Genomic DNA, 23,611 nt, shown 5'->3' with positions numbered 1-23,611 from the left:
CCCCCGTTCGCCCGATCACCAGTAGAAGAAGACCGAAACGATGTGCGCCGACAGCGCCGCGATCAGCGCGAACGTGACGGGCACATGCACGTACAGCCAGACTTCCAGCAGCGCCTTCAGCTTCAGGTGCCGGCGCACGCGGGCGAGCAACCCGCTCTTGCGTTCCAGCAGACTGTCGACGCGCTCCAGCGGATCGTCGGCGATCTTGGGCCGGAAGGCGGCGTCGCGGCGGAGCTCGATCTGCGCCGCGCGAGTCGCGCAGCGGCGATAGCGGCCGGTGAGCCGGGCCCAGAGGCCGCCGCCGAACGGGTTTTGCTCAAGTGATGAGAGCACAAGTGCGGCCTGCTCGTGCGGCAGCGGCTGGGCGGCGTCGTGAAGCTGGCGGTCGATCGAGCGCAGTGCTTCCAGCATCTGCGTCTCGGTCATCATCTCGCGATTGTCGCTGAGCGCCTGGGGCAGCGTGCCGTACATGGTGATGCCCCAGATGCCGGACAGGATCACCAGCATCATCAAGGCGTAGGCGAGGGTGTGGACGTTCCACCCGAATTGGAAGCCGGTGTGCAGCGTCGCGATCACGATCAGCGACAGGCCGAGATAGACGTGGGCGGAAGTCCAGGCCCTGAGCGACCAGCGGCCGGGCGTCATCGCGCGCTTGCGGACGCCGAGCAGCGTCAGCCAGAGGATGAGGAGCGCGCCGATGGTGCCGAGCACATAGCCCTCGGCTGTGCTGCCGCTCGGGTGCGGCTTGATGTCGATCAGCATATAGGCGGCGATCGCGATTACGCAGATCAAGCCCGCGATCTTCGCCCAGCGGAAGTTGCGGTAGCGCAGGAAGCTGTCGTGCGCGGACGTGCGCTCGCGGCGGCCGGTCGCGGTCGGGTTCTTGACCATCAGCATGTCACGCCTCCAGCCGGGCCACGGTCAGGAACTCGTCGGGCGAGACACGGATCGCGGCGCCGGTGGGGCAGGCGCGGACGCAGGCGGGGCCGCCGTCGATGCCGGAGCACATGTCGCACTTGATCGCCTTCTTGGGCTTCTCGCCGGAAGAGTTCGCTTCCGACCAGGCGTGGCTCGGCTCGCCGGGGCCGGGGCCGCGGCCGAGGAAGAGCCAGCTCAGCAGGCCGGGCTTCTTGGGCGGCACCTTGTCCATGCGGATCACGCCATAGGGGCAATTGCGCTGGCAATTGCCGCAGCCGATGCAGGTATCGTCGATAAAGACTTCGCCGTCCGGGCCGCGATGAATCGCGTTCGGCGGACAATCGGCCATGCAGTGCGGATGCTCGCAGTGCCGGCATGAGGTCGGCACATGGAGGTGCGCATAGGTCTTGCCGGCCTCGCGGTCGAGGCGGGAGAGGCCGTCATGGCTGTCGGCGCAGGCCTTTTCGCAATTGTCGCAGCCGACGCAGAGATTCTCGTCAATCAGCAGCACGTCGGTCGCTTCGCCGATGCCCTGGTCGATCAGGAACTTCGCGGTCTGCGAGTAGAGGTCGACGGCTCCGGAGAAGCTGTGCTTGCGCTCCTCGACGAAGGAATTGACGATGCGGCGCGCTTCCATGTCGTGGCGGACGCGCTCTTCGAGCTTCGGATTGCGGGCCATCAGCTTGGCAAAGGCTTCGCCCGGCAGGCGGATCACGTCGGCCTTGATCGCGGCGCGGACCGTCGCGGTGCGCAGGCCGCCATCGACCAGCGCCATTTCGCCGACGAACGAGCCGGCGGGCACATAGCTCAGGAACACCGGCTTTTCGCCGACGGTCTTTTCGACGATCATCGATCCGGAGCGGATCACGAACACGTCGTTGCCTTGCTCGCCTTCGGTGATGACCGCTTCGCCGGCGCGGACGGTGCGGACCTCGGCGCCGTCGACCACTTCGGCGACGTCTTCCTTGGTGAGCCCCGCCTTGAAGAGCTGCAGCAACTGGCGCTCGATCGAAATGCGCGTGATTTCCTTCGCGGCGGACGGCACCTGCCGCTGCAGCCGGAGCGCCGCCAGGCGGGAGATTTCGACGATGATGCTGCGTTCGCCCGCGCGCACTGTGGCGCCGCGGGTGCGGCCGGAGATCAGGCCGACCTCGCCGAAAATCTCGCCCGTGCCGATCGGGACGGTGATCGACGGGTCGGCCGGGTTCACCTCGACCAGCACCGAGCCTTCGGCAATCGCGAACAGCGAATCCTCGCGCGCGCCGCGTTCGAAGATGATTTCGCCGGGCTGATACAGCTCAACTTTGGAATCGAGCATGAATTCGCGCATCTGCAGCGGCGACAGGCCCTGCAGGATGCCGATATTGGTGCGCAGGAACTCCAGCCACTCGGCAACGTCGCGGCCTTTGGGCAGGCCGGCGAACTTCCTTTCGAGGATCGGTTCGTCGGCGGGTTTCAGGCCGGTGTTGCCGTTGATGAACTCGACCGCGTCATAGCCTTGGTTCATGCAGTGCTTGATGAGCGGATAGCCGGCAAGCGCGCCGATCACATAGATGCCGGGCACCGTCGATTCGAAGGTGGGCGACAGGATCGGATAGGCGAGGCGGTCGCTGCTGGTGAATTGGACGCCGGTGCCGGCCTTGATGCCCCGCATCGTCTTGCCTGGATTGCGCGGGTCTTCCTGTTCCTCGAACTCGGCGCAGCAGCCTTCGACGAAAGCGCGGGGCGGTGCCGAGCCCATGCGGGCGATCACGCGGTCGCAACGAATCTTGAGCTCGCCATCGCGGGTGTCGAAGCTGATCCAGCCTTTCTCGACTTTCGACGGCGTGCTTTCGGTCAGCACCTGCATCCGGCCCGCGTCGCGCGCGGCCATCAGCGCGGCGACGTTCGGGCCCTTGGCGGTCGAGAATTCGGCCGAACGGTTGCAGAGCGAGACGGTGTTGCCCTGCGCCGCTTCCGCCGCGAGGCCGAGCGCGTTCTCGATTCCCGCATCGCCGCCGCCGACGACGGTGATGTGCTCGTCATTATATTCGGCCGGGTCGTCGAGCGTATATTGGACGACGGCGCCTTCCTCGATCGGGCAGCGCATCAAGTTGGGGTTGCCCTGGGTGCCGATGGCGAGAATGACGGTTTCGGCCTTCACTTCGCGGCCGTCGGTGAGCTTCAGCGTGAAATCGCCCTGGACGCCGGTGATCGATTTCACTTCGGCATTGTACATGACGTTGACGCGGTGCGCCGCCGTCTGATCGTTCCAGGTGTCGAGGATCGCCTCGCGCTTGCCGGCGTCGAAGTCGATCGGCGAGCGCAGGGCAAGCTGCACCGGCGTCGCCATGATATGCTTGCCCTTTTGGTATTTGTAGATGGTGTCGGAGAGATGGTCCGTCTTTTCGAGCAAGACGTGGCTCAGGCCCAGCTCGGCTGCGTGGCCGGCGGCGCTGAGGCCGGCGGGCCCGGATCCAACGATAGCGATGCGGAAAGCGTCCGACACGCCTTTTCCCCCTTTGAACACTGACGCGTCCGCCCGGTTTTTCCCGGTGCAGGACATCGGTGCGGCCCCGAGCCCTTCTTACCAAAGCCGCGGGGCTGCGCTAGTGACCGGAGCCACAAAAAGTGACGGAATGACAATGACCGAGATGAAAACGGGGGGAATACCGGCGGCGCGGCTGGCGCTGTTCGGTGCGGCGGCGGTGGCAATCGCGGCGGTGGGGATCGGCGTTTCCAGGAACCGGGCGACCGCGCCGACACCAGCGCCGAGTGCTTCGGCCAAGGCGCAGCCGGACGTCGACACGATGATTTCCAGCCTGGAAGCCAAGCTGAAGGCCAATCCGGGCGATCCGGAAGGGTGGCGGATGCTCGGCTGGTCGTTCTTCGAGACCGGCCGCTTCGCCGAGTCCGCGACAGCCTACAAAAAGGCGACTCAGCTTGCGCCGGACAAGGCGGAATATTGGTCATCGCTGGGCGAGGCGCTGGTGCTCGCCGGGGACGGGCAGTCGATCCCGAAGGATGCCTCAGACGCCTTCAAGCGTGCGGTCGCTCTCGATTATGGCGATGCACGGGCGCGCTATTTCCTCGGCGTCGAAATGGACATGGCGGGCAAGCACCGGCAAGCGATCGACGCCTGGTTCGCGTTGCTGAACAAAGCACCGGCGGGCGCGCCTTGGGCGAGCGACGTGCGCAAGGCGATCGAGCAAGTCGCCGAGCAGCAGAAGATCGACGTGAAGGACCGGCTAGCGGCGCTGAAGCCGGTCGCGCCGGCGGCTCCGAGCGGTGCTGCGGCCGCTTTGAACGGAATCCCGGGGCCGAGCCGCGACCAGATGGCGGCGGCGTCGCAGCTTCCCTCAGGTCAGCAGGAAGCGATGGTGCGGGGGATGGTCGATGGCCTCGCCGCCAAGCTTGCGGCTGACCCGAAGCAGCCGGACCGCTGGATGATGCTGATCCGCAGCCGGATGATGCTGGGCCAGGGCCGCGAGGCGAGCCAGGCGCTGCAGCAGGCGATTGCGGCGAATCCGGGGAGCCGCGCGGATTTGGTCGGCGCGGCGAAGATGCTGGGGGTGCCGGGGGCGTAATTCCCCTCTCCCATCGGGAGAGGGCGACTCGCGCCTATAGCGCGAGCGGGGTGAGGGGATCGTGAATCTCCGAAAAGGCCCGAACCCCTCAGCCGGTCAGCGCTTGGAGCGCTGACTCGACCTCTCCCCATGGGAGAGGTGAAGGAGGCGCTTACGCCGCGTCGGCGAATTCGTCTTCGTTCTGGACCGGGCCGGAATCCTGGCCCTTGGCCGAGACGTCGCGGTCGACGAATTCGATGATCGCCATCGGGGCGGCGTCCGAAGCCCGGATGCCGGCCTTGATGATGCGGGTGTAGCCGCCGGCGCGCTCGGCGTAACGGGGCGCGATGACGTCGAACAGCTTCTTGAGCTGGGTGTCGTCCATCAGCCGGGCGTGGGCGAGGCGGCGGTTCGAAAGGCCGCCCTTCTTCGCCAGCGTGACCAGCTTCTCGACATAGGGGCGAAGCTCTTTCGCCTTGGCGAGCGTGGTCGTGATCTGCTCGTGCTTGACGAGAGCAGCCGACTGGTTGCGGAAGAGGGCAGCGCGGTGAGAGGCGGTGCGCTGAAGCTTACGGCCGCCGACGCGGTGACGCATGGGTAATCCTTTCGTTCGTCAGGGCCCCGTGCAAGGTAAGCCCAGCCAGGCGAACGCACTGTGCGCCCGCCAGAAGCGCGGCCCTAAAGCGGAAGGGGCGCAAAAAGTCAACCATAGCCGTCCTTCATTTGTCGTCCCCGCGAAAGCGGGGACCCAGCCTTGCTCTCGCCCCAGAAAGAAGAAGATGGATTCCCGCTTTCGCGGGAATGACAAGAAACGACGAGTTAGAACCGGCGCGCGATGCCGGCGATCAGTTCGACGTCGGGGCTGTTATGGTTGAGGCCAGCGACGACGCCTATGTCGAGTTGCGAATTCTTGCCCGCCTGCCAGGCGAGGGACGCTTCGCCGAGGGCGCTGGTGGTGTGACCGGACGGATCGTCGTCACGAGTGACCTGACCTTCGAGCGCCAGCGACGTGCTGCCGGTCAGTGCAAATTGAGCGCCCGCCGCGCTGCCCCAGGCGAAGTGACGGCCGTCGCCGCTCTGGTTCGCGGCGGCGTCGGCTTCCGGTGTGGCGGTCAACTGCACGCCCTTGGCGACCGTGACGCTGATCGGCACCTGAATGCCGACGCTCCACGTTCCGGCGCCGATCGCGCTGCCGCCAGTCGGGAGCGTTACGAAAGGCTTCAGCGCGACCGACGTACCCTGACCGTCGGGATGGAGCAGGCTGAACTTCGTGCCCAACAAGACATCGCCGGTGCCGGATTGGGTGGAGACGCCGAGCGGGGTGCGGGTGCGGACATGGCCATAGGCGGTCCAGCCAATCTGCGCTTCGAGGCGGCTAGTGAGGCCGAGGCGCAGCAGCGTGTCGCCGCTGAGAATCGTGTCGGTTCGCGAGCGGGGCTGGCGGTCGAGCGTCCAGTCGACTGCGCTGACTTCCAGAGACGCATGGCCGGCGTCGACGATGCAGGGCGGGGTGTCGAGCCCGGGGCGTTCGGGGCAGAAGTCGCGCTCTTCGGCGCGCACGGGGAGGGAAAACAGTGCGAACGCCGCAACGGCAAGGTGACGCGCGCTGTCGCGAGCGCTAGCAAAGGTCATGGCCACGCGTGCTTCCTCTCGTCCCCGGTCCAGATCACGGACCCGTTCCTTCCGTCCGATCCGCTTTCTGATCAAGGCTGTGATCGGCCTGATTTTGTTCTCCGTGGTCTGGGTGGCGGTTTACCGGTTCGTGCCGCCGCCGTTCACTTTCACGATGCTGGGCGACGTGCTGTCCGGCCGCAGCGTCGAGAAGGACTGGATGCCGCTGTCGCGGATCGACCCGAACATGGCGCGGGCGGCGATCGCGGGGGAGGACGCCAAATTCTGTAGCCATCATGGCTTCGATGTGGATGCGATCGGGGCGGCAATGATGAGGAACGCCGCGGGTGGCCACATCATTCGTGGCGGTTCGACGATCAGCCAGCAGACGGCGAAGAACACCTTCCTGTGGCAAGGCGGCGGTTACTTCCGCAAGGGTCTGGAGGCTTGGTTCACGCTGCTGATCGAGGCGATCTGGGGCAAGCACCGGATCATGGAAGTCTATCTGAACGTCGCCGAGACCGGCATCGGCACCTATGGCGCGAACGCCGGGTCGCAGCGCTATTTCAGGCACGACGCGTCGCACATGAGCCCGGTCGAGGCGTCGCGCATCGCGGCGGTGCTGCCGCTGCCCAAGAAGCGGCCGGGCGTGGCGCCGACCGGCTACACGCGCCGCTATGGCAATGCGATCTTGCGGCGCGCCGGCGTGGTGCGGCGCGAGGGAATGGATTCCTGCCTGCGCTAGTCGTGTGAGCGGAGCCAGGCGCGGAGCAGCGTCAGATAGGCTTCCGGATTGTCGTTCATGATCGTGTGCGCGGCGCCCGGCACCGTTTCGAAACGCGCGCCGGCCTGTTTCGCGAAGCTGGCGACGGTGGTGGGGACCGCCTCGTCATATTCTCCAGCGACGAACAGGGTGCGTTTCGGATCGAGGCGTTTCAGCAGCGCCGTGCCGTCATAGTCCTTCAGCGTACCGGTCGCGACGAATTCGGCGCGCCCCCACATGTGATGATAGACGTCCGGGCTGAAGCTACGGGGCAGGGCGGCGCGATAGGCCTCGATCTCGGGCGGCGGCGCGAAGCGCCGGACGTGACGCGCGTAGAAGGCATCGGTCGCGGCATCGCATTCGGCCTGGGGCGCAGCGCCGGGCGTGTCGCAGAGATAGAGGAGGCGCCTGATCTCGGGCGGCATTGCGTCCTTCAGCGCATTGGCGTCGCGCATCCAGATCGGCGTCGAGACGAGCGGCGACTGGATGATGGCGCTGGCGAGCTCGGCCGGACGCTGCGCGGCATATTCCAGCGCCAGCGTGCCGCCCCAGCTTGCGCCCAGCATGTGCCAGCGGCCGATGCCGAGATGATGCGCGATCGCCGGCAGCTCGGACAGGAAGCGCGGAATCGTCCAGTTCTTCGGATCGCCGGGATGATCCGACCGGCCGCTGTCGAGCTGATCGTAGAGGATCACCGCCCGCTCGTCGGCGAGTGCGGTCGCATTCAGGAAATACCAGTGCGCGCTGCCCGGGCCGCCGTGCGAAAAGACGATCGGCGCGCGCGGACCCCTCAGGTCGCCGTTGATGCGGACATAGATGCGGCCGCCTTCGACCGGCACCACTTCCTCGCGGTCGGGCTGGAGGCGCAGTCCGCGCGCTTCCGGAGCGGTGGCAAGAGCGGGCACGGTCATGGCCGCCGCGCCCGCGGCGAGAAAGGTTCGCCTGTCGAAGTCCATCGCATTTCGCCCTTTCCGGTGCGATGATCGCACCCGCAGAACAGGGAGGTAGCGATGGCGCGGCTGGCCTATGTGATCAAGTTCGTTGCGGACATGGATCGTGCGGTCGCATTCTATCGCGACACGTTCGATCTGGCGGTGAAGATGCAGACGCCGTTCTGGAGCGAGCTGGACACCGGGGAAACGGTGCTGGCGTTGCACCCGGCGAGCGCGGCGAATACGGCCGGCTCATGCCAGCTCGGCTTCAATCTCGACGATCTCAAGGGTTTTTACGAAAGCGGCCGGGTTGATTTCACCGCGCCGCCCAAGGAGCAGCACGGCACGCTGCTTGCCCGGATGCGCGACTGCGAAGGCGCCGAGCTCAGCCTGAGCGGCTAGAGGTCGAATTCGATGCCGGCGCGGCCGGCGGCCATCCAGACGATGCGGCCGCTGCCGCGCAGCGATCCCGATACGATGTGCACGCGCTCGCCCAGCTTCGCCGCGCCCGGAAGATCGACGCACACGCCGCCCGGCGACCAATTGTGCAGCGAAACGATGTGGCTGCGGCCGCGCATCTTGAGACCCGCGAACACGCCCACCGAACCGCTGCGCGCGAAACGACGTGAATCCACCCAGCGGTGCGGCCGCGGCGAGAGACTCAATGTCTGGAGAGAACTCAATCGCTTCATGGCCAAACTATTGTGAACGCGAAGCTCTTTCCAAATCCTTGCGGGCCGCGAACAGCGCAGCCATAGCCGCCGCCGATGGCTGAGATCGCGATCCTGTACGAACACCCGTTGTGGTTCCGGCCGCTGTTCGCGGCGCTGGACGCGCGCGGCGTCGATTATGTCGCGATCCAGGCGGACGATCATCATTTCACGCCCGGTGCGAGCCCCCCGCCGGCGCCCCTGATTTTCAATCGGCTCGCCCAGTCCAGCTTCCTGCGATCGGCGGAGCATCCGATCTTCTACGCCGCCGCGCTGTTCGAGGAGTGGGAGCGGCAAGGCGCGACGATCATCAACGGCGGCAGGGCGTTCGCGATCGATTCGTCCAAGGCAAGGCAGCTTTCCCTGATCACGTCTCTCGGCCTCGACATTCCGGCGACGCGCGTGGTGCACCGTGCGGCGGATGTGGTCGCAGCGGCGGAAGGGTTGCGCTTCCCGATCGTGGTCAAGGCAAACATCGGCGGGTCGGGCGCGGGGATCGTGCGCTACGACAATCTGTCCGAGCTGAAGGTGGTCGCGGCCGAAGGCGGCTTTCCGACGAGCATCGATTCGGTGCTGCTCGTGCAGGAATATGTGCCGGCGCGGAGCGGCAAGATCACCCGGATTGAAACGCTCGATAGCAAATATCTTTACGCGATCGAGGTGGAAGGCGGCGGCGCGTTCGACTTGTGCCCGGCGGACGCCTGCGTTGCCGACAGCCAGATCAAGCTGGCGGCCGTGCAGCCGGATGCGCGACTGATCGCCGCGGCCGAGCGGATTGCCGAGGCGATGGACCTGGATGTGGGCGGCATCGAGGTGATGATCGACGATCGAGACGGAATCCCTCGCTTCTACGACATCAATGCCTTGTCGAACTTTGTTGCGGACCCGCTGAACGTGCTCGGCTGGGACCCGCATGAGCGGCTGGTCGACTGGCTCCAGCAAAGGATCGCGCGCGCATGAGATACGGTTTCTGGATGCCGGTGTTCGGTGGCTGGCTGCGGAACGTTCCCGACGAGGGCATGGAAGCGAGTTGGGACTATGTGAAGCGCCTGACCCAGCGGGCCGAGCAGATCGGTTACGACCTGACCTTGATCGCCGAGCTGAACCTCAACGACATCAAAGGCACGGATCAGCCGGCGCTGGATGCCTGGTCGACGGCGGCGGCGCTGGCGGCGGTGACCGAGAAGTTGGAGCTGATGGTCGCGGTGCGGCCGAACTTTCACCAGCCCGCGCTGTTCGCGAAAGCGGCGGCAAACATCGACCAGATTTCGGCAGGCCGTCTGAGCCTGAACGTCGTCTCGTCCTGGTGGGCGGACGAGGCGCGGCAATATGGCCTGCAGTTCGACCAGCACGACGACCGCTATGCGCGCACGACCGAATGGCTGCAGGTGGTGGTTGGCCTGTGGAAGCAGAAGAAGCTGAGCTTCGAAGGGCAATTCTATCGCACCGACAATGCGATCTGCGAGCCGAAGCCCGCGCATCGTCCCGTCATTTATGCCGGCGGCGAGAGCGAGGCGGCGAAGACGATGATCGCGACGCTCTGCGACGCCTATGTGATGCACGGCGATCCGGCCGACGCGATCGCGCCGAAGGTCGCGGACATGAAGGCGCGGCGCGAAAAGATTGGCGGCAAGCCGATGACCTTCGGCATGGCGGCCTATGCGATCGTCCGCGATAGCGAGGCCGAGGCGAAGCGCGAGCTGGAGCGGATCACCACCGTCACCGAGCTGCCGGCCGGCTATGCGAACTTCGACCAGTGGCTGTCGGGAACCCAACTGGAGCGCGAGCTGAAGATCCAGGAATATGCGGTGTCGAACCGCGGCCTCAGGCCCAACCTTGTCGGCACGCCGGAGCAACTGAAGGAGCGCATCGCGGAATATGAAGCGGCCGGCCTCGACCTGCTGCTGCTCCAGATGAGCCCGCAGGCGGAGGAAATGGAGCGTTTCGCGGCTCAGGTGATCGGGCGGGCGTAGGGCGCCTATTCACGTCCGTTGTCTTAAAACTGTCACTACGATGTCATAAGCGCGCAACCGAACTGAAACTTTGGGCGACGGGTCGTGCGGTTTTCTTACATTGTTGTTTCATTGGCGGCGGCCGCCGTCCTGGCTCCGCCTGCAGCCGCCCGCGATGACGCGCAGCTCTGGACGGGCACAGTCGTCAATGTGCGCCTGTCGGATCAGTGGCGCTTTCAGGAAGAGCTGGTCGCGCGATTCAGCGACAACCGGAACGGCCTTTACGAAATCGAGAGCAACAGCCTGCTCGGCTATGCCCTCAGTAAGAAGGTGACGTTGTGGGCGGGATATACGCATGACCCGCAATATGCCGCTGGCCACTTCACGGTGATGGAGCGCCGGGCGCGCGAACAGGTGACGTTCGACAATATCGCCAAGATCGGGCGCGCCACGATCAGCGGCCGGCTGCGGCTGGAGCAGCGCTGGCGGGAGGGGCAGGACGGCACCGGTTGGCGCTTCCGGCCGTTCGTGAGAGTGAACCTGCCGCTGAGGGAAGGGCACAGGACCGCGCTGGTGTTCAGTCACGAAAGCTTTGTCGACCTGAACAGCACGGGCTTCCAGCGCGTCGAAGGCGAGGAGCGGATGCGCAACCTGCTCGCGATCTCGACGCCGATCGCCAAGCGAGTCAGCGCCGAGATCGGCTATATGAACCAGTACAGCTTCGTGCCGCACGGCCCCGACAATGTGGACCACGCGGCATCGTTCATGCTGAATTTCTCGTTCTAGGCGGCGAGCAGGACGCCGCGATAATCCGGGTCTTCGAGCGCGCGGCCGGCGCCGCGCGCGACGCAGACCAAGGCATCGTTGGCGACGCTGACGGGCAGGCCGGTCGCTTTCGACAGGCGCCGGTCGATGCCGTGTAGCAGCGAACCGCCGCCGGTCATCACGATGCCGCGGTCGATGATGTCGGCAGCCAGCTCGGGCGGCGTCTGTTCCAGCGCCTGACGAACGGCGTGGACGATATGGCCGACCGGTTCTTGGATCGCGTCGGCGATCTCCTTCTGGCCGATCTCGATCTCGCGCGGCTTGCCGGCGACCAGGTCGCGGCCTTTGACTTTCATGTGCGGCTCGTCGCCTTCGTCCGCGGAGGCAGTGCCGATCCGGTGCTTGATCCGCTCGCTGGTCGCTTCGCCAACGACGAGATTGTGGCGGCGGCGGATCGAGGCGGCGATGGCGTCGTCCAATTTGTCGCCGCCGACGCGGACCGAGTTGCTGTAGGCAAGGCCGCGCAGGCTGAGCACTGCGACTTCGGTCGTGCCGCCGCCGATATCGACGACCATCGCGCCGACGGGCTCGATCACCGGCAGGTCGGCGCCGATCGCGGCCGACATCGGTTCCTCGATCAGCCAGACCTTGCCGGCGCCGGCGTTGGTTGCGGCGTCGCGGATGGCGCGGCGCTCGACGCTGGTCGAGCCCGAGGGCACGCAGATCGCCACTTCGGAGCGGCGCGACAGCAGCGAGCGGCCGCCTTGCGCCTTGTCGATGAAGTGCTTGATCATCTGCTCGGCGACCTCGAGATCGGCGATCACGCCGTCGCGCAGGGGCCGGATCGCGCGGATGTTGGCGGGCGTCTTGCCCATCATCAGCTTGGCGTCGCTGCCGACGGCGCGGACGCGCTGCACGCCGTCCTTGGTCTCAAGCGCGACGACCGAAGGCTCGTTCAGCACGATGCCCTTGTCGCGTACCCAGACGAGCGTGTTCACTGTGCCCAAATCGATGGCCATGTCGTGCGACGACAGGCGAAAATAACGCGAAAACATGAAAAGCTACCCCACCCGGAAAGGTTCGCCAGCAGTGAAGCCGGGTTCCGGCGCCCCCGCCAGCGGCAGCCCGGCGGTTCGTCTTGTTGGACTCTCACAACATGGCCCAGCCGTTGCCCTGATGCGGCAGGCCGAAAGGCGGCGGAAATGGCTGTTTTCCGAGGAAAACTCGTTTCGCCGCAGGATGCGCGACAAGTCGCCTCGAATGCCGTTTCGGGTTCATCTGGCGTTCACCTGCCGGGGCCGGTCATGCGCGTGGGGCGAGAACCTTGTTCGTCCCACTCTTCAATCATTCGGGGACATCCGCATGAAGACGATTCTTTTCGCCACGGCTGCTTTGACGCTCGGCACCGCTGCTGTCGCTCAGACCGCTGCTCCGGCGGCCGACGCCGCTGCTCCGGCTGCTGCCGCCGCGCCGGCGCCCGCCGCCGATGCGACGGCGGCAGCGCCGGCCGATCAGGCTGCTCCGGCTGCAACCGAAACGCCGACGGCCAGCGCGGATACGACCACGACGGCCGATGCGCACGCCAAGCACAAGAAGGCGAAGCGCGCTTCGAAGTAACGATGTTGGGTGCGGGGCCTTGGCTCCGCACCTTTTCAGCATGCGAGGGCTAGGCGCGCCCGTGCCATCCGCTCGATGGCGGCGTCGAGCGTCTCGTCGCGCTTGGCGAAACAGAGGCGGACGATATTGGTGACGGGGTTCTCGGCGTAGAATGCCGAGAACGGGATGGCCGCTACCCCGAACGCGTCGACCAGACGGTCGCAGAAGCTCACATCGTCGATGTCGATGCCGGAAGCGGTGAGATCGACCGACAGAAAATAGGTGCCCTGACTCGGCAGGACGGCCCAGCCGCCCTGGCGCAACCCTTCAGCAAGGCGGTCGCGCGAGCGGGCGTAATCGGATCGCATTGCTTTGAAATACGTCTCTTCCTTAGCCAAGCCATAAGCAGCGGCCGCCTGCAGATTGGGCGCCGTCGTGAAGGTCAGGAATTGATGGGCGCGCGACAGCGGCCCGGTCAGTGCCGGCGACGCGCACATCCATCCGACCTTCCAGCCGGTCAGCGAAAAGATCTTGCCGGCCGAGCCGATCTTGACCGTGCGCTCGCGCATGCCGGGGAGGGCCATCGGCGAGATGTGCTTGAGGCCATCGAAGACGATGTGCTCCCAGACCTCATCGCTGATCAGCACCGCGTCCGCGGCGATCACGCGTTCGGCGATCAGGGCCAGCTCGTCCGCGCCCATCACCGCCGCAGAGGGATTGAGGGGCGTGTTGATGATCGCGACGCGGGTGCGCGAGGTGAACGCCGCGTCCAGTGCCTCTGCGGTGACGCGCCAGTCGGGCGGGGCGAGGCGGACCAGCTTCGGCACGCCGCCGGCGAGGCGGACGAGCGGCAGATAGGCGTCGTAGAGCGGCTGGAAGAGGACCACCTCGTCGCCGGGCGTCAACAGGCTCAGGATCGCGGCGGCGAGCGCTTCGGTGGCGCCGGAGGTGACGATCACTTCATTGGGCGTGAGGTCGAGCGACTGGTGGCGGCGATAATGGTCGGCGACAGCCTCGCGCAGTTCCGGGATGCCGGCCATGGGCGGGTATTGGTTCGAGCGCTCTATCAGCGCCTTCGCCGCGGCCTCGACCACGTCGGACGGGCCGTTCGAGTCGGGGAAGCCTTGGCCGAGGTTGATCGCGCCGGTTTCGCGCGCCCGTGCCGACATGCGCTCGAAAATCGTGGTCGGCATGTTGGCGAACAGCGGGCTCATACGCACGTTAGAAAAGAAAGGGAGGGCTTCGACAAGCTCAACCAAGCCGTTATGGTGCCGGGGTGCGCTTCCTCATCCTCTACGGCTCTTATCGCCGCGACCGGGCCGGCATCCGGCTTGCGAATTATGCCGTCGCGGAGCTGGCGAAGCGCGGACACGAGGCCGAGCTGATCGACGCTCAGGCCGTGGGCCTGCCGATGCTCGACCGCATGTTCAAAGAGCATAAGGAAGGCGAAGCCCCCGCGAACGTGGCCGAGCTTGCGGCCAAGATCAGGGCGGCGGACGGGTTCGTGTTCGTCGCGGGCGAATATAATTGGGGCGTCCAGCCGGGCCTCAAGAACCTGACCGACCATTTCCTGGAGGAGTGGTTCTGGCGGCCGGCAGCTATTCTCAGCTATTCGGCGGGCCGGTTTGCAGGGTCGCGCGCCAACATGGCGTGGCACGGCACCCTGTCGGAAATGGGCATGGTCGTGATTTCAAGTACGATCGGCGTCGGCCAGATCGTCGCGGCGCTGGATCACGATGGCGCGCCGACAGGCGAGGGCGGGGCCGCGCTGGCGCGCGCTTTCCCGCGCTTTGCGGACGACCTCGAATGGTGGGCGGAGGCGGCGCAGGCCCAGCGTGCGAGGCGCGCGCCGCCTTACTGAACGGTTCGGCCGGTCAGTTGCCGTGCATCGCCGCCTGGATGCGGCGAATCTCGTCCAGATGGTGCTGGACCACCGGGATGGCCGCGGCAGCGACGGCGCGCATGCCGGGATTATCGCCCTGCGCGGCATAGCCTTGGTGCAGCGCCAGCGCGCGTTCGTGCGCAATCACCTGCTGATCGACATAGAAGCGTTCCATCCGCGCCTTGGGCGTCGCGCGCAGTTCCTTCATCATCGCGGCTTCCGGCGCGCGCGTGCCGCCCGGATTGCCGATGCTCGCGGCCTTGGCCGCGGCCAGCATGTCCGACTGCATGCGGCCGTGGTCCGTAATCATCATGTCGGCGAACGCGCGCACGTCCGGATTGACGGCATTGCCCAGCACCAGCTTGCTCGACTCGATCTCGTAATTGTCGCCCGACATGGCCATCGAGGCGTAGGCCGGCGTCGCTGTGCGCTCTGTGACCGTGGGCGCGGGCGGAACGGTCTGGGCAAGCGCCGGCGTCGAGACGGCAGCAAGAAAGGCGATCCCGATCAAGGTCTTCATGGCAGCTCTCCTGTTTTTCTGGCCGTTCAACCGTTCGTCGCACAAGCGGGTTCCCGCTGCGGAACGCCTGCCGCCTGCAACGGTTGATGCGGCAAACGCCCACGAAATGGAGGATGACATCATGGCAACCGAAGCTTCGGCCCGATCGAACCGTTCGCGTTCCGGCAATCGCAGCAGCGAGCGCGGAGCCTTTACCGGCTCGACCGGCGCGATGATCGGCGCGGCTGCGGCCGGCATGGCCGTCGGGCTGATGGCCAATCTTGGCCGCAAGGCCGCGGTGCAGGCGCCGACGTTCATGGCTGGCGACTGGGACGAGGCGCTGAAGGCCGAGCACAAGGCGACGATGGCGCTGTTCGACGCGATGCAGGCGACGACCGAGCGCAACACGACCAAGCGCTCCATGCTGCTGATGCAGTTGAAGCATGCGCTCGCCAAGCATGCGCTGGAGGAAGAGAATGCCGTCTATCCGGCGCTCCGCGACGCCGGCCAGAAGGAAGAGGCCGACCACCTCAACCACGATCACGGCTATGTGAAGCAGTTCCTCTACGACCTGGAGAACATGCCCAAGGATTCGCCGGCGTTCCTGGCCAAGGTCGCTGAGTTCCGCAGCGCGGTCGAAGAGCATGTGCGTGAGGAAGAGGACACGATCTTCCCGAAGCTCAAGGCCAAGCTGAGCCCCGAGGCGAACAAGGCGCTGACGGCGGCGATGAACAAGGAAGGGTTCAAGCTCGCATGACCGACGATCGTAACATCTCGACCGAGCATCAGCTCCCCGGCGACGCGGCGCGGCCCGACGACACGATGGACCGCGACCAGCCCCGCCGTCCGGAACAGGAGCAGCGCGACCGCGATCGCGGCGAGCGGCCGTTCATTGCTGGCAACGGCGAAGTCCGCGGCTCCGGCGCGGGTGCCGGCGGCGGCACGATGCGCGAGGACTATGACGACGACGCGGCGGCGGGCGGCGGCGACCTTGCCGATGCGCCGGGCGTCAACGATGGCGAAGAGAACCGCATTCGTCAGGCCGTGAAGAACCAGAGCAGCGTGCGGCCGGAGGATTATCCGGAGCCGAACAGCGGCCGCGATGCCGACAAGGGCTGACCCGCTCGGCGCCTGGTTCAGCCTGGGCCTCGACATGTGGATGCTGGGCGCCGAGGCATCTTCGGTCATCGCCTTGCGGACGATGAAGCTCGCTGCGGGTGGCGCCGCCGCCAGCGAGGAGGCCGGCCTGATGATTGGCGAGAAGGTCACCGCCGCCATGGCGCTCGCGCAGCAGGCGACGCTGGGGCAGCTTGGCACCTCGATGCCGGGCATCGGCTCGAAAGCCGTCGCGCATTATCGGCGCAGGGTGCGCGCGAATCGGAAACGGCTGAGCCGACCCTAGAGGAGTCCGGCAGCGCGCATGCTGCTGTGGCCGTTCGCGCCGATGATCACGTGATCGTGGACCTGGATGCCGAGCCGCTTGCCGGCCTCGACGATGTCGCGCGTGACGGCGATGTCCTGGCGCGAGGGCGCGGGATCGCCGCTCGGATGATTGTGAACGAGGATCAGGCTGGACGCGTGGAGGTCGATCGCGCGGCGGATCACTTCGCGCGCGTACATCGCCGCCTCGCTGGTCGTGCCTTCGCTCATCGCTTCGTCGCGGATCAGCATGTTCTTGGCATTGAGATAGAGGACGCGGACGCGTTCGATCGGCAGCGCGGCCATGTCGGCGCGGAGATAGTCGAGCAGCGCGTTCCAACTGTTGAGAACAGGGCGCGCCTTGATCTCTGCGGCCAAAAGCCGGAGAGCGGCGGCGTTGACGATTTTCAAAGCCGCCACTGCCGTTTCGCTGAAGCCGGCTCGCTCGATCGCCTCGGCGTCGGCAGCGAACAGCCCGCCTATGCCCCCGAACTCGTTCAGCAAGCGTTTCGCAAGCGATTTGGTATCGCGGCGCGGAATGACGAGAGCGAGCAGATATTCGACGATCTCGTGGTCGAGCAGTGCGTCGGGCCCCTGGCGCATCAGCCGCTCGCGCAGCCGTGCCCGATGGCCGGCGCCTTCGTCTCCCCCTGTCATTGCGGCGAGGCATAAGCGGCTGGGCGGCGAGGAGCAAATTGCCGCGTGATGGCCGAAGCCGATCTCGAGCCGCCGGCTGTGCTGGTGCGGCGCAGGCGCGGTTGGCGCGTGGCGTTGATCGTGTTGCTTGGCTTGGTCGCGGCCACGCTGGTGGCGCTCTGGCTGGCGCGCAAGCCGATCGCCGCCGACCTGATCGACCGCGAATTGGCGCGGCGCGGGGTGCCGGCGCGCTATGTGGTCAAGCGGATCGGGCTGCGCACCCAGCGGCTGGAGGGCTTGAGCATCGGCGACCCGCGTGCGCCTGACCTGACCGCAGATTGGGTCGAGGTGGATCTGATTCCGACGTTCGGAACGCCACAGGTGCGCGAAATCCGGGCGAGCGGCGTGCGGCTGCGCGGGAGCTGGGTGAACGGGCGGCTTTCGCTGGGCGCGGTCGACCGGCTGTTGGGGCCGCCGAGCGGCAAGCCGTTCCGGCTGCCCGATCTGCGCGTCGGGCTGACCGATGCGCGGCTGGCGCTGGCGACGCCTTCGGGTCCGATCGCCGTGCAGCTCGATGGGAAAGGCAATCTCGCCAGCGGCTTTGTCGGGCGTTACGTGGCGGCCGCGCCGGCATTGGCGATTGCGGGCTGCGGCGTGACGGGATCGCGGCTGGGCGGATCGATCGAGACGCGCGGCGGCCGCCCGCACTTTGTCGGTCCCGTCTCGGCGGCGATGCTGACCTGCTCGCACACGCGGCTTGCCAGCCTGGCAGGGTCGCTCGACGCGCGGCTGGAGCCGGGGCTCGACGGCTGGAACGGGCTCGCGACGCTCGCGAGCGGGGAACTGCGGGCGTTCGACTGGTCGGCGAGTGGCGCGCGCGTGCAGGTCGATTTCGCGGGCGACGCGAAGCGCACCTCGGGCATGATGCGGCTGGCCGGCCTGAACGTTGCGAGTGCGCCGCGCCGGGTGGCGCGCGCGGAACTCGGCGGTCGATATCTGGTCGAGAGCGGCCGTGCGGAGCGGATCGACGAGCCGGTGGCGACGCGGGCGACTAACATCCGCTTCGAAGGCGGGTTTACCGCGAACGGGCTGGCGCTGGCGGATATTCCGCGGCTGGAGGGCGTGGCGCGCAGCCTCGCCGCGACGCCACTCGGGCCGCTCGCGCAAGGACTGGCGCGGTTCGCGGGCGAGGCGGGACGTGCCGGCGATGTTCGCGGGGCTCTGAGCGTGGCGACGCGTGGGGGCGCTGGATCGGTGCGCATTGCATCGGCCGAGTTGCGCGGGGGTGGCGGTGCGCTGCGCTTCGCGGGGGGTGAGGGTGTTCGCTTCACCTGGCCCGGCGCGCTGCAGCCGCAGGTGGATGGGCGGCTGGTGCTGGCAGGGCCGAACCTGCCGCAGATCGTCGCCGATTTGCACCAGAACGCGCCGGGCGCCCCGGTTTCGGGACTGGCGCGGATGCAGCCGTTCGAAGCGGGCGGGAGCCGCGTCGCGCTGGCGCCGGTACGATTCCAAGGCGGCCGATTCGCGACGGTGCTGGAGGCGAGCGGGCCGCTCGCCGGCGGTCGCTTCGAGGGAGTCAGGCTTCCGTTGGAGGGGCGCTTGGGGACTGGCGGCCTGGTGCTCAACCCGCGTTGCGCGCCGTTGAGCTTCGATCGCCTTACGCTGCCCAGCCTGACGCTTGCGCCGGCGCGGCTGCAACTGTGCCCGGCGGGAGGGGCGCTGTTTGCCGACGGGCGTTTTGCGGGCGTGCTTGCCGCGCCGCGGCTGCGCGGCACGCTCGGGACCAATCCACTGGCGCTCGCGGCGCAGCGGGTGCGGTTCGATCAATCGGGGTTCCGCATCGCCGGCCTCGATGCCCGGCTAGGGTCGGAGCGCGTCAGCCATCTCGCGGTGGCCGATCTGAGCGGCGATTTCGGACTGGCCGGGCGCTTCGCCGGCGCGTCGGGTCAGATCGGGCGCGTGCCGTTGCTGATGCGCGATGCGACCGGGCGCTGGAGCTATAAGCAGGGCGCGCTCGCCGTCTCGGGTGCCATGACCCTCGCTGACGAGGCCGACCTTCCGCGCTTCAATCCACTAGTCTCGCACAACTTTACGCTGCGGCTGCAAGGGCAGCGGCTGGCAGCGCGCGGCGATCTGCATGAGCCGCAGAGCGGCGCGCGCGTCGTCTCCGTCAATCTGCGGCACGATCTGGGCAGTGGCACCGGCAACGCCGACCTCGACGTGCCGGGCGTGCGCTTCGGCTCCGCCCTGCAGCCCGAGCGGCTGACGCGCCTGACGCTGGGCGTGATCGCGGATGTGAACGGCAATCTGAGCGGATCGGGGCGGATCGCCTGGAATGGCGCGGGTGTGAGCAGTACCGGCCTGTTCCATATCAACGCCGCCTCGCTCGCCGCGCCGTTCGGGCCGGCGACCGGCGTGAAGGGGGACATCCGTTTCACCGACCTGCTTGGCTTGGTCACTGCGCCTGGCCAGACGCTGACGGTCGCGACCGTCAATCCGGGCATCCTCGTCGAGGAGGGGGTGGTGCATTATCGGGTGCTGCCGGACTTCAAGCTCGCCGTCGAAAGTGCGCGCTGGCCGCTTGCGGGGGGCGTGCTGACCTTGCGCCCCACGGTGCTCGACTTCTCGGCGGAAGCGGAGCGGCATCTGACCTTCGACGTCGCGGGGCTCGACGCGGCGAAGTTCATCAACAAGCTGGAATTCGGCAATCTGAACGCGACCGGCATTTTCGACGGCACGCTGCCGATGATCTTCGACCGCGACGGTGGCCGCGTGGTCGGCGGCTCGCTGACCTCGCAGGGCGGCGGCACGCTCGCCTATGTCGGCGAAGTCTCGAACGCGAACCTCGGCATATGGGGCGGGATCGCGTTCGATGCTCTGAAGGCGATCGCCTATCGCAACATGACGATCAAGATGAACGGACGGCTCGACGGCGAGATGGTCAGCGAAATCCGCTTCAGCGGCGTCAGCCGCGGATCGATCCGGCCGGTGGCGACCGGCCTGATCGCGCGCGTCGGCGGGCAGCTTGCGCGGCAGGTGCAGCGCATGCCGTTCATCTTCAACATCCGCATCCAGGCGCCCTTCCGCGGTCTGATCGCCAGCGCGCGCAGTTTTTCCGATCCCAGCCTTTTGATCCAGGACCAGCTCGGTCCAGCCTTTCAGTCCGGGAAACCAGTCATTCAGCCCCTCGAAAGCGAGAAGAAGCCATGATGCGTGCGATGTTGACGTTGAGGGCAGGGGGTGCGAGCCGTGGCAAAGTGCGACGGTCTGCGATCCTGCTGGTCCCGATGGTCTTAAGCGGCTGCGTGCAAGTGACCGCGCCCGACAAGCCGATCGAGATCAACCTGAACGTTAACGTGAAGCAGGAGGTGTTGGTGAAGCTCCAGCGCGACGCGCAGGATATCATCGACAACAACCCGGAGTTGTTTCCGAAATGACGAAGCGTGGAAAGATCATCATGGGCGTCGCGGGGCTGGCGTTGCTGGCCGTGAGCGGAGTGGCCTTCGCCCAAGCGGGCGTGAGCGCGGCGATCGCGGCCGGACAGGTCGGCGAGCGCGCGGACGGCTATCTGGGCATTCGCGGCGAGGTCGCAGGCCCGGTGCGCGCCGAGGTCGAGCAGATCAACATCAAGCGCCGCGCGCTCTACACCAGCCGCGCGGGCGAACGCGGCGTGGCGGTGGAAGCGATCGCGGCGGCGACGGCTTGCCAGGCGATGCAGCGCGTCGGCGTGGGCCAGGCCTATAACCTCGGCGGTGGCTGGGCCGTGCGCGGCAGCGGCGATCCTGCGCCCAAACCGGCGAACTGTCCGTAATCGCGCGCCGCTCGCCGCATATTGCAAACGGTTGACACCCCCCGAGTCGTTGCCTAATCGGGCGCCGCGCAGGCGGTAACGCCGCGATTGAGCCGTCGCCGCGACCCCGTGTCGGGCGACGTTTTCTTATATGCTTAGGTGTCTTCTTGGCGGACGATCGCAACAAGGACGAGCTTGACCGGCGCATCGCAGAGGCGAAGGCCGAGTTCGATGCCGGGCAGAATGCCGCGATAAAGCCGCCGGCGAAAGGATATTCGCAAGGCGCGCGCGTGCTTGCGGAGCTGATCGGTGCGCCGATTGGCGGCGCTGTCATTGGCTGGGCGCTAGACCACTGGCTGGGCACGAGTCCTTGGCTTCTGCTGATCCTGCTCGGCCTCAGCATCGTCGTCGCTGGCCGCAATATCTATCGCATTTCGAAGGAACGGGCAGAGTGAGCGCGGGCAATATCGATCCGATGGAGCAGTTTTTGGTCGAACCTTTGTTCGGCCACAGGTTCGAACTCTTTGGATACGACGTCTCTTTCACCAACTCGGCGCTCTTCATGGTGATCGTCGGCTCGCTGCTCGCGCTCTTTGTGAGCGGCGGTCTGAAGCGCGAACTGGTTCCGGGTCGCTGGCAAGTGGCCGTAGAAGGGATGATCAGCTTCATCGACGATATGATGCGTGTGAACATCGGCCCTGAAGGCCGCCGATTTGCACCTTATATTTTTTCGCTTTTCTTCTTCATTCTGTTTGCAAACCTCGTCGGCGTGTTGCCGCTGGCCATCTTGCCACATCTTCACACCTTTGCGGTGACGAGCCACATCACGGTGACTGCGGTCCTCGCTTTCTTCTCCTTCGGGATTGTGCTGGCGGTCGGTTTTTGGCGCCACGGTTTGCGTTTCTTTTCTCTCTTCGTTCCCCACGGCGCACCGGCTTGGCTGATGCCAGTGATCATCCCGGTTGAGTTCGTGTCGTTCATGGTGCGCCCGTTCAGCCTCGGACTGCGGCTGTTCGTGGCCATGACGGCGGGGCACATCCTGCTGGAGGTTTTTGGCAGCTTCGTCGTGCAAGGTTTTAACGCAGGCGGTCCGCTCGGTTGGCTCGTCAGCATTCTGAGCTTCGTTATGATCGTGGGCGTGAGCGCGCTCGAGCTGCTTGTCTGTGCCATCCAGGCGTATGTCTTCGCGCTACTGACGTCTCTGTATCTTCACGACGCGGTGCATCTGCACTAAGCGCCGCCGCAATCATCGAAATCGGTTCTTACAAGGAGTTTTAGAATGACTGATCTGGGTGCAATGTACATCGGCGCCGGCTTGGCCGCGATCGGTATCGGCCTTGCCGCGCTTGGCGTCGGTAACGTTTTCGGCTCGTTCCTCAGCGGCGCGTTGCGTAACCCGGAAGCTGCCGATGGCCAGCAGGGCCGGCTGTTCATTGGCTTCGCGGCGTCCGAACTTCTGGGCCTGATCGCCTTCGTCGTCGCGATCCTCATTCTCTTCGTCGTCAAGCACTAAGCACGGTCAACACATGCCGCAGCTATCTCAAATTGGCGAGATCTACGCATCACAGCTCTTTTGGCTCGTGATCGTTTTTGCGCTGATTTATTTCGGGATCGGCAGGGCGATGGTGCCCAAGATCGAGCGCACTGTTGATCAGCGTAACGCTCGAATTTCTGGGGACCTCGCCGCTGCGGCTTCGGCACGTGACCGTGCGAACGAGCTTGAGCAGACCAACACCTCTGAGTTGGAGGCGGCGCGTAACAGCGCTCGTCTCCAGATGGCCGAGGCAAAGTCGAAAGCATCGGCATCGGCTGAAGCTCGCGTTCGCGAGGGAGGCAAGCGCGACGAGGAGCGACTGGCGGCGGCGATCACGTCGATCGAGCAGCGTAAACGAGAAGCAATGGCGGAACTGGAATCGACCACGGTCGACGTTGTTCAGGAGATCATTTCTCGGTTCTCCGGCGTCGAGGTCGACCGCGGGACCATTGAACAACGCGTGAAGGCAGAACTGTCTCATGGCTGAGGCAAAAACGATGATCGCCGAGACCGGTACGGCGGAACTTCATAACGAACCTTCTGCGTTCGGCATCAGCGCGCCCGGTTGGGTCGCGCTTTCAATGCTGGTCGTGATCGGGATTATGCTGTGGCAGAAGGTTCCCGCCTTGGTCGCTCGCTTGCTCGACAGCAGGATCGACCATATCAAGGCGCAGCTCGAAGAAGCGAGCAAGTTGCGCGCCGAAGCCGAGGCGTTGCTCGCCAAGGCGAAGGCGCAGCAGGCGGCGAGCGCCGGCGATGCGCAGGCGATCATCGCGCATGCGCAGCAGGAAGCATCGGACCTGATCGCCGAGGCGGAGAAGACCGCGGGCGACCTGACCGTCCGTCGCGCCAAGATGGCGGAGGACAAGATCGCCGCCGCCGAGCGCGCGGCCCTCGCCGAAGTCCGCGCCAAGGCTGCCGAAGCCGCGACCTCCGCCGCGGCGAAGCTGATCGCCGAGCGGCATGATGCGGGCACGGACAAGGCGCTAGTCGACCGCACCATCGCGGGCCTCTCCCGGGTTCACTGAACCCGCTTCGCAAAGCCAAATCAACGCGCTA

At 66.2% G+C, this 23,611-nt stretch carries 29 protein-coding genes; 19 read left to right on the top strand and 10 right to left on the bottom strand.

Translation table 11 applies throughout. The features are described from left to right. Positions 1-15 precede the first annotated feature (15 nt). Both ACFSCW_RS10075 and ACFSCW_RS10070 read right to left on the bottom strand, forming a co-directional pair. Positions 16-897, bottom strand: a complete 882-nt coding sequence (locus ACFSCW_RS10075; RefSeq protein ID WP_380888853.1) for a hypothetical protein — start codon at positions 895-897, stop codon at positions 16-18. Between the two features lies 1 nt (position 898). After that, positions 899-3,406, bottom strand: coding sequence for a cyclic nucleotide-binding domain-containing protein (locus ACFSCW_RS10070; RefSeq protein ID WP_380888852.1), 2,508 nt, complete (start codon positions 3,404-3,406; stop codon positions 899-901). 136 nt (positions 3,407-3,542) lie between these two features. Between ACFSCW_RS10070 and ACFSCW_RS10065 the strand changes: the two genes are divergently transcribed. After that, a complete protein-coding gene (locus ACFSCW_RS10065) occupies positions 3,543-4,484 on the top strand; it encodes a tetratricopeptide repeat protein (protein ID WP_380888850.1) in 942 nt (313 codons plus the stop codon). A 151-nt stretch (positions 4,485-4,635) separates the two neighbouring features. Here ACFSCW_RS10065 and rplQ read toward each other — a convergent pair whose 3' ends face one another. Both rplQ and ACFSCW_RS10055 read right to left on the bottom strand, forming a co-directional pair. Further along, a complete protein-coding gene (rplQ, locus tag ACFSCW_RS10060; RefSeq protein ID WP_380888849.1) occupies positions 4,636-5,058 on the bottom strand; it encodes a 50S ribosomal protein L17 in 423 nt (140 codons plus the stop codon). Between the two features lie 224 nt (positions 5,059-5,282). Next, the gene (locus ACFSCW_RS10055; RefSeq protein WP_380888847.1) at positions 5,283-6,023 is read right to left on the bottom strand and encodes a transporter; all 741 of its coding nucleotides are present in this window, start codon (positions 6,021-6,023) and stop codon (positions 5,283-5,285) included. A 70-nt stretch (positions 6,024-6,093) separates the two neighbouring features. On the opposite strand from ACFSCW_RS10055, the gene mtgA reads away from it, so the two are divergent. Then, positions 6,094-6,819 (top strand): monofunctional biosynthetic peptidoglycan transglycosylase, encoded by a 726-nt coding sequence (gene mtgA / locus ACFSCW_RS10050; protein ID WP_380888845.1) that lies wholly within the window; start codon positions 6,094-6,096, stop codon positions 6,817-6,819. Here mtgA and ACFSCW_RS10045 read toward each other — a convergent pair. Beyond that, a complete protein-coding gene (locus ACFSCW_RS10045) occupies positions 6,816-7,793 on the bottom strand; it encodes a proline iminopeptidase-family hydrolase (protein WP_380888844.1) in 978 nt (325 codons plus the stop codon). The two genes, mtgA and ACFSCW_RS10045, sit on opposite strands and share 4 nt — an antisense overlap. Before the next feature lie 54 nt (positions 7,794-7,847). Here ACFSCW_RS10045 and ACFSCW_RS10040 point away from each other — a divergent pair, with 54 nt between their 5' ends. After that, entirely contained in the window at positions 7,848-8,171 is a 324-nt protein-coding gene (locus tag ACFSCW_RS10040) for a VOC family protein (protein WP_380888842.1), read from the top strand. Here the strand turns inward: ACFSCW_RS10040 and ACFSCW_RS10035 are convergent. Further along, the gene (locus ACFSCW_RS10035) at positions 8,168-8,404 is read right to left on the bottom strand and encodes a hypothetical protein (RefSeq protein ID WP_380888841.1); all 237 of its coding nucleotides are present in this window, start codon (positions 8,402-8,404) and stop codon (positions 8,168-8,170) included. The genes ACFSCW_RS10040 and ACFSCW_RS10035 overlap by 4 nt on opposite strands. 132 nt (positions 8,405-8,536) lie before the next feature. Here ACFSCW_RS10035 and ACFSCW_RS10030 point away from each other — a divergent pair, with 132 nt between their 5' ends. The 3 genes from ACFSCW_RS10030 (at position 8,537) to ACFSCW_RS10020 (ending at position 11,217) form a co-directional block, all read left to right on the top strand. Further along, positions 8,537-9,439 (top strand): ATP-grasp domain-containing protein, encoded by a 903-nt coding sequence (locus tag ACFSCW_RS10030; protein WP_380888839.1) that lies wholly within the window; start codon positions 8,537-8,539, stop codon positions 9,437-9,439. Beyond that, complete coding sequence (locus tag ACFSCW_RS10025) at positions 9,436-10,452, top strand: LLM class flavin-dependent oxidoreductase (RefSeq protein WP_380888837.1); 1,017 nt, start codon at positions 9,436-9,438, stop codon at positions 10,450-10,452. Before ACFSCW_RS10030 ends, ACFSCW_RS10025 begins: the two co-directional genes overlap by 4 nt. Positions 10,453-10,563: 111 nt before the next feature. Further along, positions 10,564-11,217, top strand: coding sequence for a DUF2490 domain-containing protein (locus ACFSCW_RS10020; RefSeq protein WP_380888835.1), 654 nt, complete (start codon positions 10,564-10,566; stop codon positions 11,215-11,217). Here the strand turns inward: ACFSCW_RS10020 and ACFSCW_RS10015 are convergent. Next, positions 11,214-12,251: a rod shape-determining protein gene (locus ACFSCW_RS10015; protein ID WP_380888833.1), complete on the bottom strand. Its 1,038-nt coding sequence runs from the start codon at positions 12,249-12,251 to the stop codon at positions 11,214-11,216. The genes ACFSCW_RS10020 and ACFSCW_RS10015 overlap by 4 nt on opposite strands. Before the next feature lie 307 nt (positions 12,252-12,558). Here ACFSCW_RS10015 and ACFSCW_RS10010 point away from each other — a divergent pair, with 307 nt between their 5' ends. Continuing rightward, positions 12,559-12,813, top strand: coding sequence for a hypothetical protein (locus tag ACFSCW_RS10010; protein WP_380888831.1), 255 nt, complete (start codon positions 12,559-12,561; stop codon positions 12,811-12,813). A gap of 35 nt (positions 12,814-12,848) precedes the next feature. Here ACFSCW_RS10010 and ACFSCW_RS10005 read toward each other — a convergent pair whose 3' ends face one another. Further along, on the bottom strand, positions 12,849-14,006 hold the full coding sequence (locus ACFSCW_RS10005; protein WP_380888829.1) for an aminotransferase: 1,158 nt from the start codon (positions 14,004-14,006) through the stop codon (positions 12,849-12,851). Between the two features lie 62 nt (positions 14,007-14,068). Between ACFSCW_RS10005 and ACFSCW_RS10000 the strand changes: the two genes are divergently transcribed. Beyond that, positions 14,069-14,653, top strand: coding sequence for an NADPH-dependent FMN reductase (locus ACFSCW_RS10000; protein ID WP_380888827.1), 585 nt, complete (start codon positions 14,069-14,071; stop codon positions 14,651-14,653). 13 nt (positions 14,654-14,666) lie between these two features. Here ACFSCW_RS10000 and ACFSCW_RS09995 read toward each other — a convergent pair whose 3' ends face one another. Continuing rightward, a complete protein-coding gene (locus tag ACFSCW_RS09995; protein ID WP_380888826.1) occupies positions 14,667-15,194 on the bottom strand; it encodes a DUF4142 domain-containing protein in 528 nt (175 codons plus the stop codon). Positions 15,195-15,315: 121 nt separating this feature from the next. Between ACFSCW_RS09995 and ACFSCW_RS09990 the strand changes: the two genes are divergently transcribed. From ACFSCW_RS09990 to ACFSCW_RS09980, 3 genes are read left to right on the top strand one after another with little or no spacing between them, the layout of a single operon-like run. Next, complete coding sequence (locus ACFSCW_RS09990; RefSeq protein ID WP_380888825.1) at positions 15,316-15,930, top strand: hemerythrin domain-containing protein; 615 nt, start codon at positions 15,316-15,318, stop codon at positions 15,928-15,930. Beyond that, positions 15,927-16,292, top strand: a complete 366-nt coding sequence (locus tag ACFSCW_RS09985) for a hypothetical protein (protein ID WP_380888824.1) — start codon at positions 15,927-15,929, stop codon at positions 16,290-16,292. Before ACFSCW_RS09990 ends, ACFSCW_RS09985 begins: the two co-directional genes overlap by 4 nt. After that, on the top strand, positions 16,276-16,575 hold the full coding sequence (locus ACFSCW_RS09980; protein WP_380888822.1) for a hypothetical protein: 300 nt from the start codon (positions 16,276-16,278) through the stop codon (positions 16,573-16,575). The genes ACFSCW_RS09985 and ACFSCW_RS09980 overlap by 17 nt, the downstream gene beginning before the upstream one ends. Here ACFSCW_RS09980 and radC read toward each other — a convergent pair. Beyond that, entirely contained in the window at positions 16,572-17,249 is a 678-nt protein-coding gene (radC, locus tag ACFSCW_RS09975; RefSeq protein ID WP_380888820.1) for a RadC family protein, read from the bottom strand. The genes ACFSCW_RS09980 and radC overlap by 4 nt on opposite strands. Positions 17,250-17,297: 48 nt before the next feature. Between radC and ACFSCW_RS09970 the strand changes: the two genes are divergently transcribed. From ACFSCW_RS09970 to ACFSCW_RS09935, 8 genes are all read left to right on the top strand, one after another. Further along, a complete protein-coding gene (locus ACFSCW_RS09970; RefSeq protein WP_380888818.1) occupies positions 17,298-20,438 on the top strand; it encodes an intermembrane phospholipid transport protein YdbH family protein in 3,141 nt (1,046 codons plus the stop codon). Continuing rightward, complete coding sequence (locus tag ACFSCW_RS09965; RefSeq protein ID WP_380888817.1) at positions 20,438-20,665, top strand: YnbE family lipoprotein; 228 nt, start codon at positions 20,438-20,440, stop codon at positions 20,663-20,665. The genes ACFSCW_RS09970 and ACFSCW_RS09965 overlap by 1 nt, the downstream gene beginning before the upstream one ends. Next, positions 20,662-21,039, top strand: a complete 378-nt coding sequence (locus ACFSCW_RS09960) for a DUF1318 domain-containing protein (protein ID WP_380888815.1) — start codon at positions 20,662-20,664, stop codon at positions 21,037-21,039. The genes ACFSCW_RS09965 and ACFSCW_RS09960 overlap by 4 nt, the downstream gene beginning before the upstream one ends. A 146-nt stretch (positions 21,040-21,185) precedes the next feature. Continuing rightward, positions 21,186-21,473 (top strand): AtpZ/AtpI family protein, encoded by a 288-nt coding sequence (locus ACFSCW_RS09955; protein WP_380888813.1) that lies wholly within the window; start codon positions 21,186-21,188, stop codon positions 21,471-21,473. Between the two features lie 20 nt (positions 21,474-21,493). Further along, complete coding sequence (locus tag ACFSCW_RS09950) at positions 21,494-22,252, top strand: F0F1 ATP synthase subunit A (RefSeq protein ID WP_380890087.1); 759 nt, start codon at positions 21,494-21,496, stop codon at positions 22,250-22,252. Between the two features lie 63 nt (positions 22,253-22,315). Beyond that, positions 22,316-22,531, top strand: a complete 216-nt coding sequence (locus ACFSCW_RS09945) for a F0F1 ATP synthase subunit C (protein WP_380890084.1) — start codon at positions 22,316-22,318, stop codon at positions 22,529-22,531. Between the two features lie 13 nt (positions 22,532-22,544). Next, entirely contained in the window at positions 22,545-23,039 is a 495-nt protein-coding gene (locus tag ACFSCW_RS09940) for a F0F1 ATP synthase subunit B family protein (RefSeq protein ID WP_380888811.1), read from the top strand. Continuing rightward, the gene (locus tag ACFSCW_RS09935) at positions 23,032-23,580 is read left to right on the top strand and encodes a F0F1 ATP synthase subunit B family protein (protein ID WP_380888809.1); all 549 of its coding nucleotides are present in this window, start codon (positions 23,032-23,034) and stop codon (positions 23,578-23,580) included. Before ACFSCW_RS09940 ends, ACFSCW_RS09935 begins: the two co-directional genes overlap by 8 nt. The last annotated feature ends 31 nt before the right edge of the window (positions 23,581-23,611 follow it).

The organism is Sphingomonas tabacisoli, assembly GCF_042678385.1.
Lineage (GTDB): Bacteria > Pseudomonadota > Alphaproteobacteria > Sphingomonadales > Sphingomonadaceae > Sphingomonas_B > Sphingomonas_B tabacisoli.
Note: the sequence above shows the minus strand (reverse complement) of the source record. Positions and strands in the feature narration are given on the sequence as shown.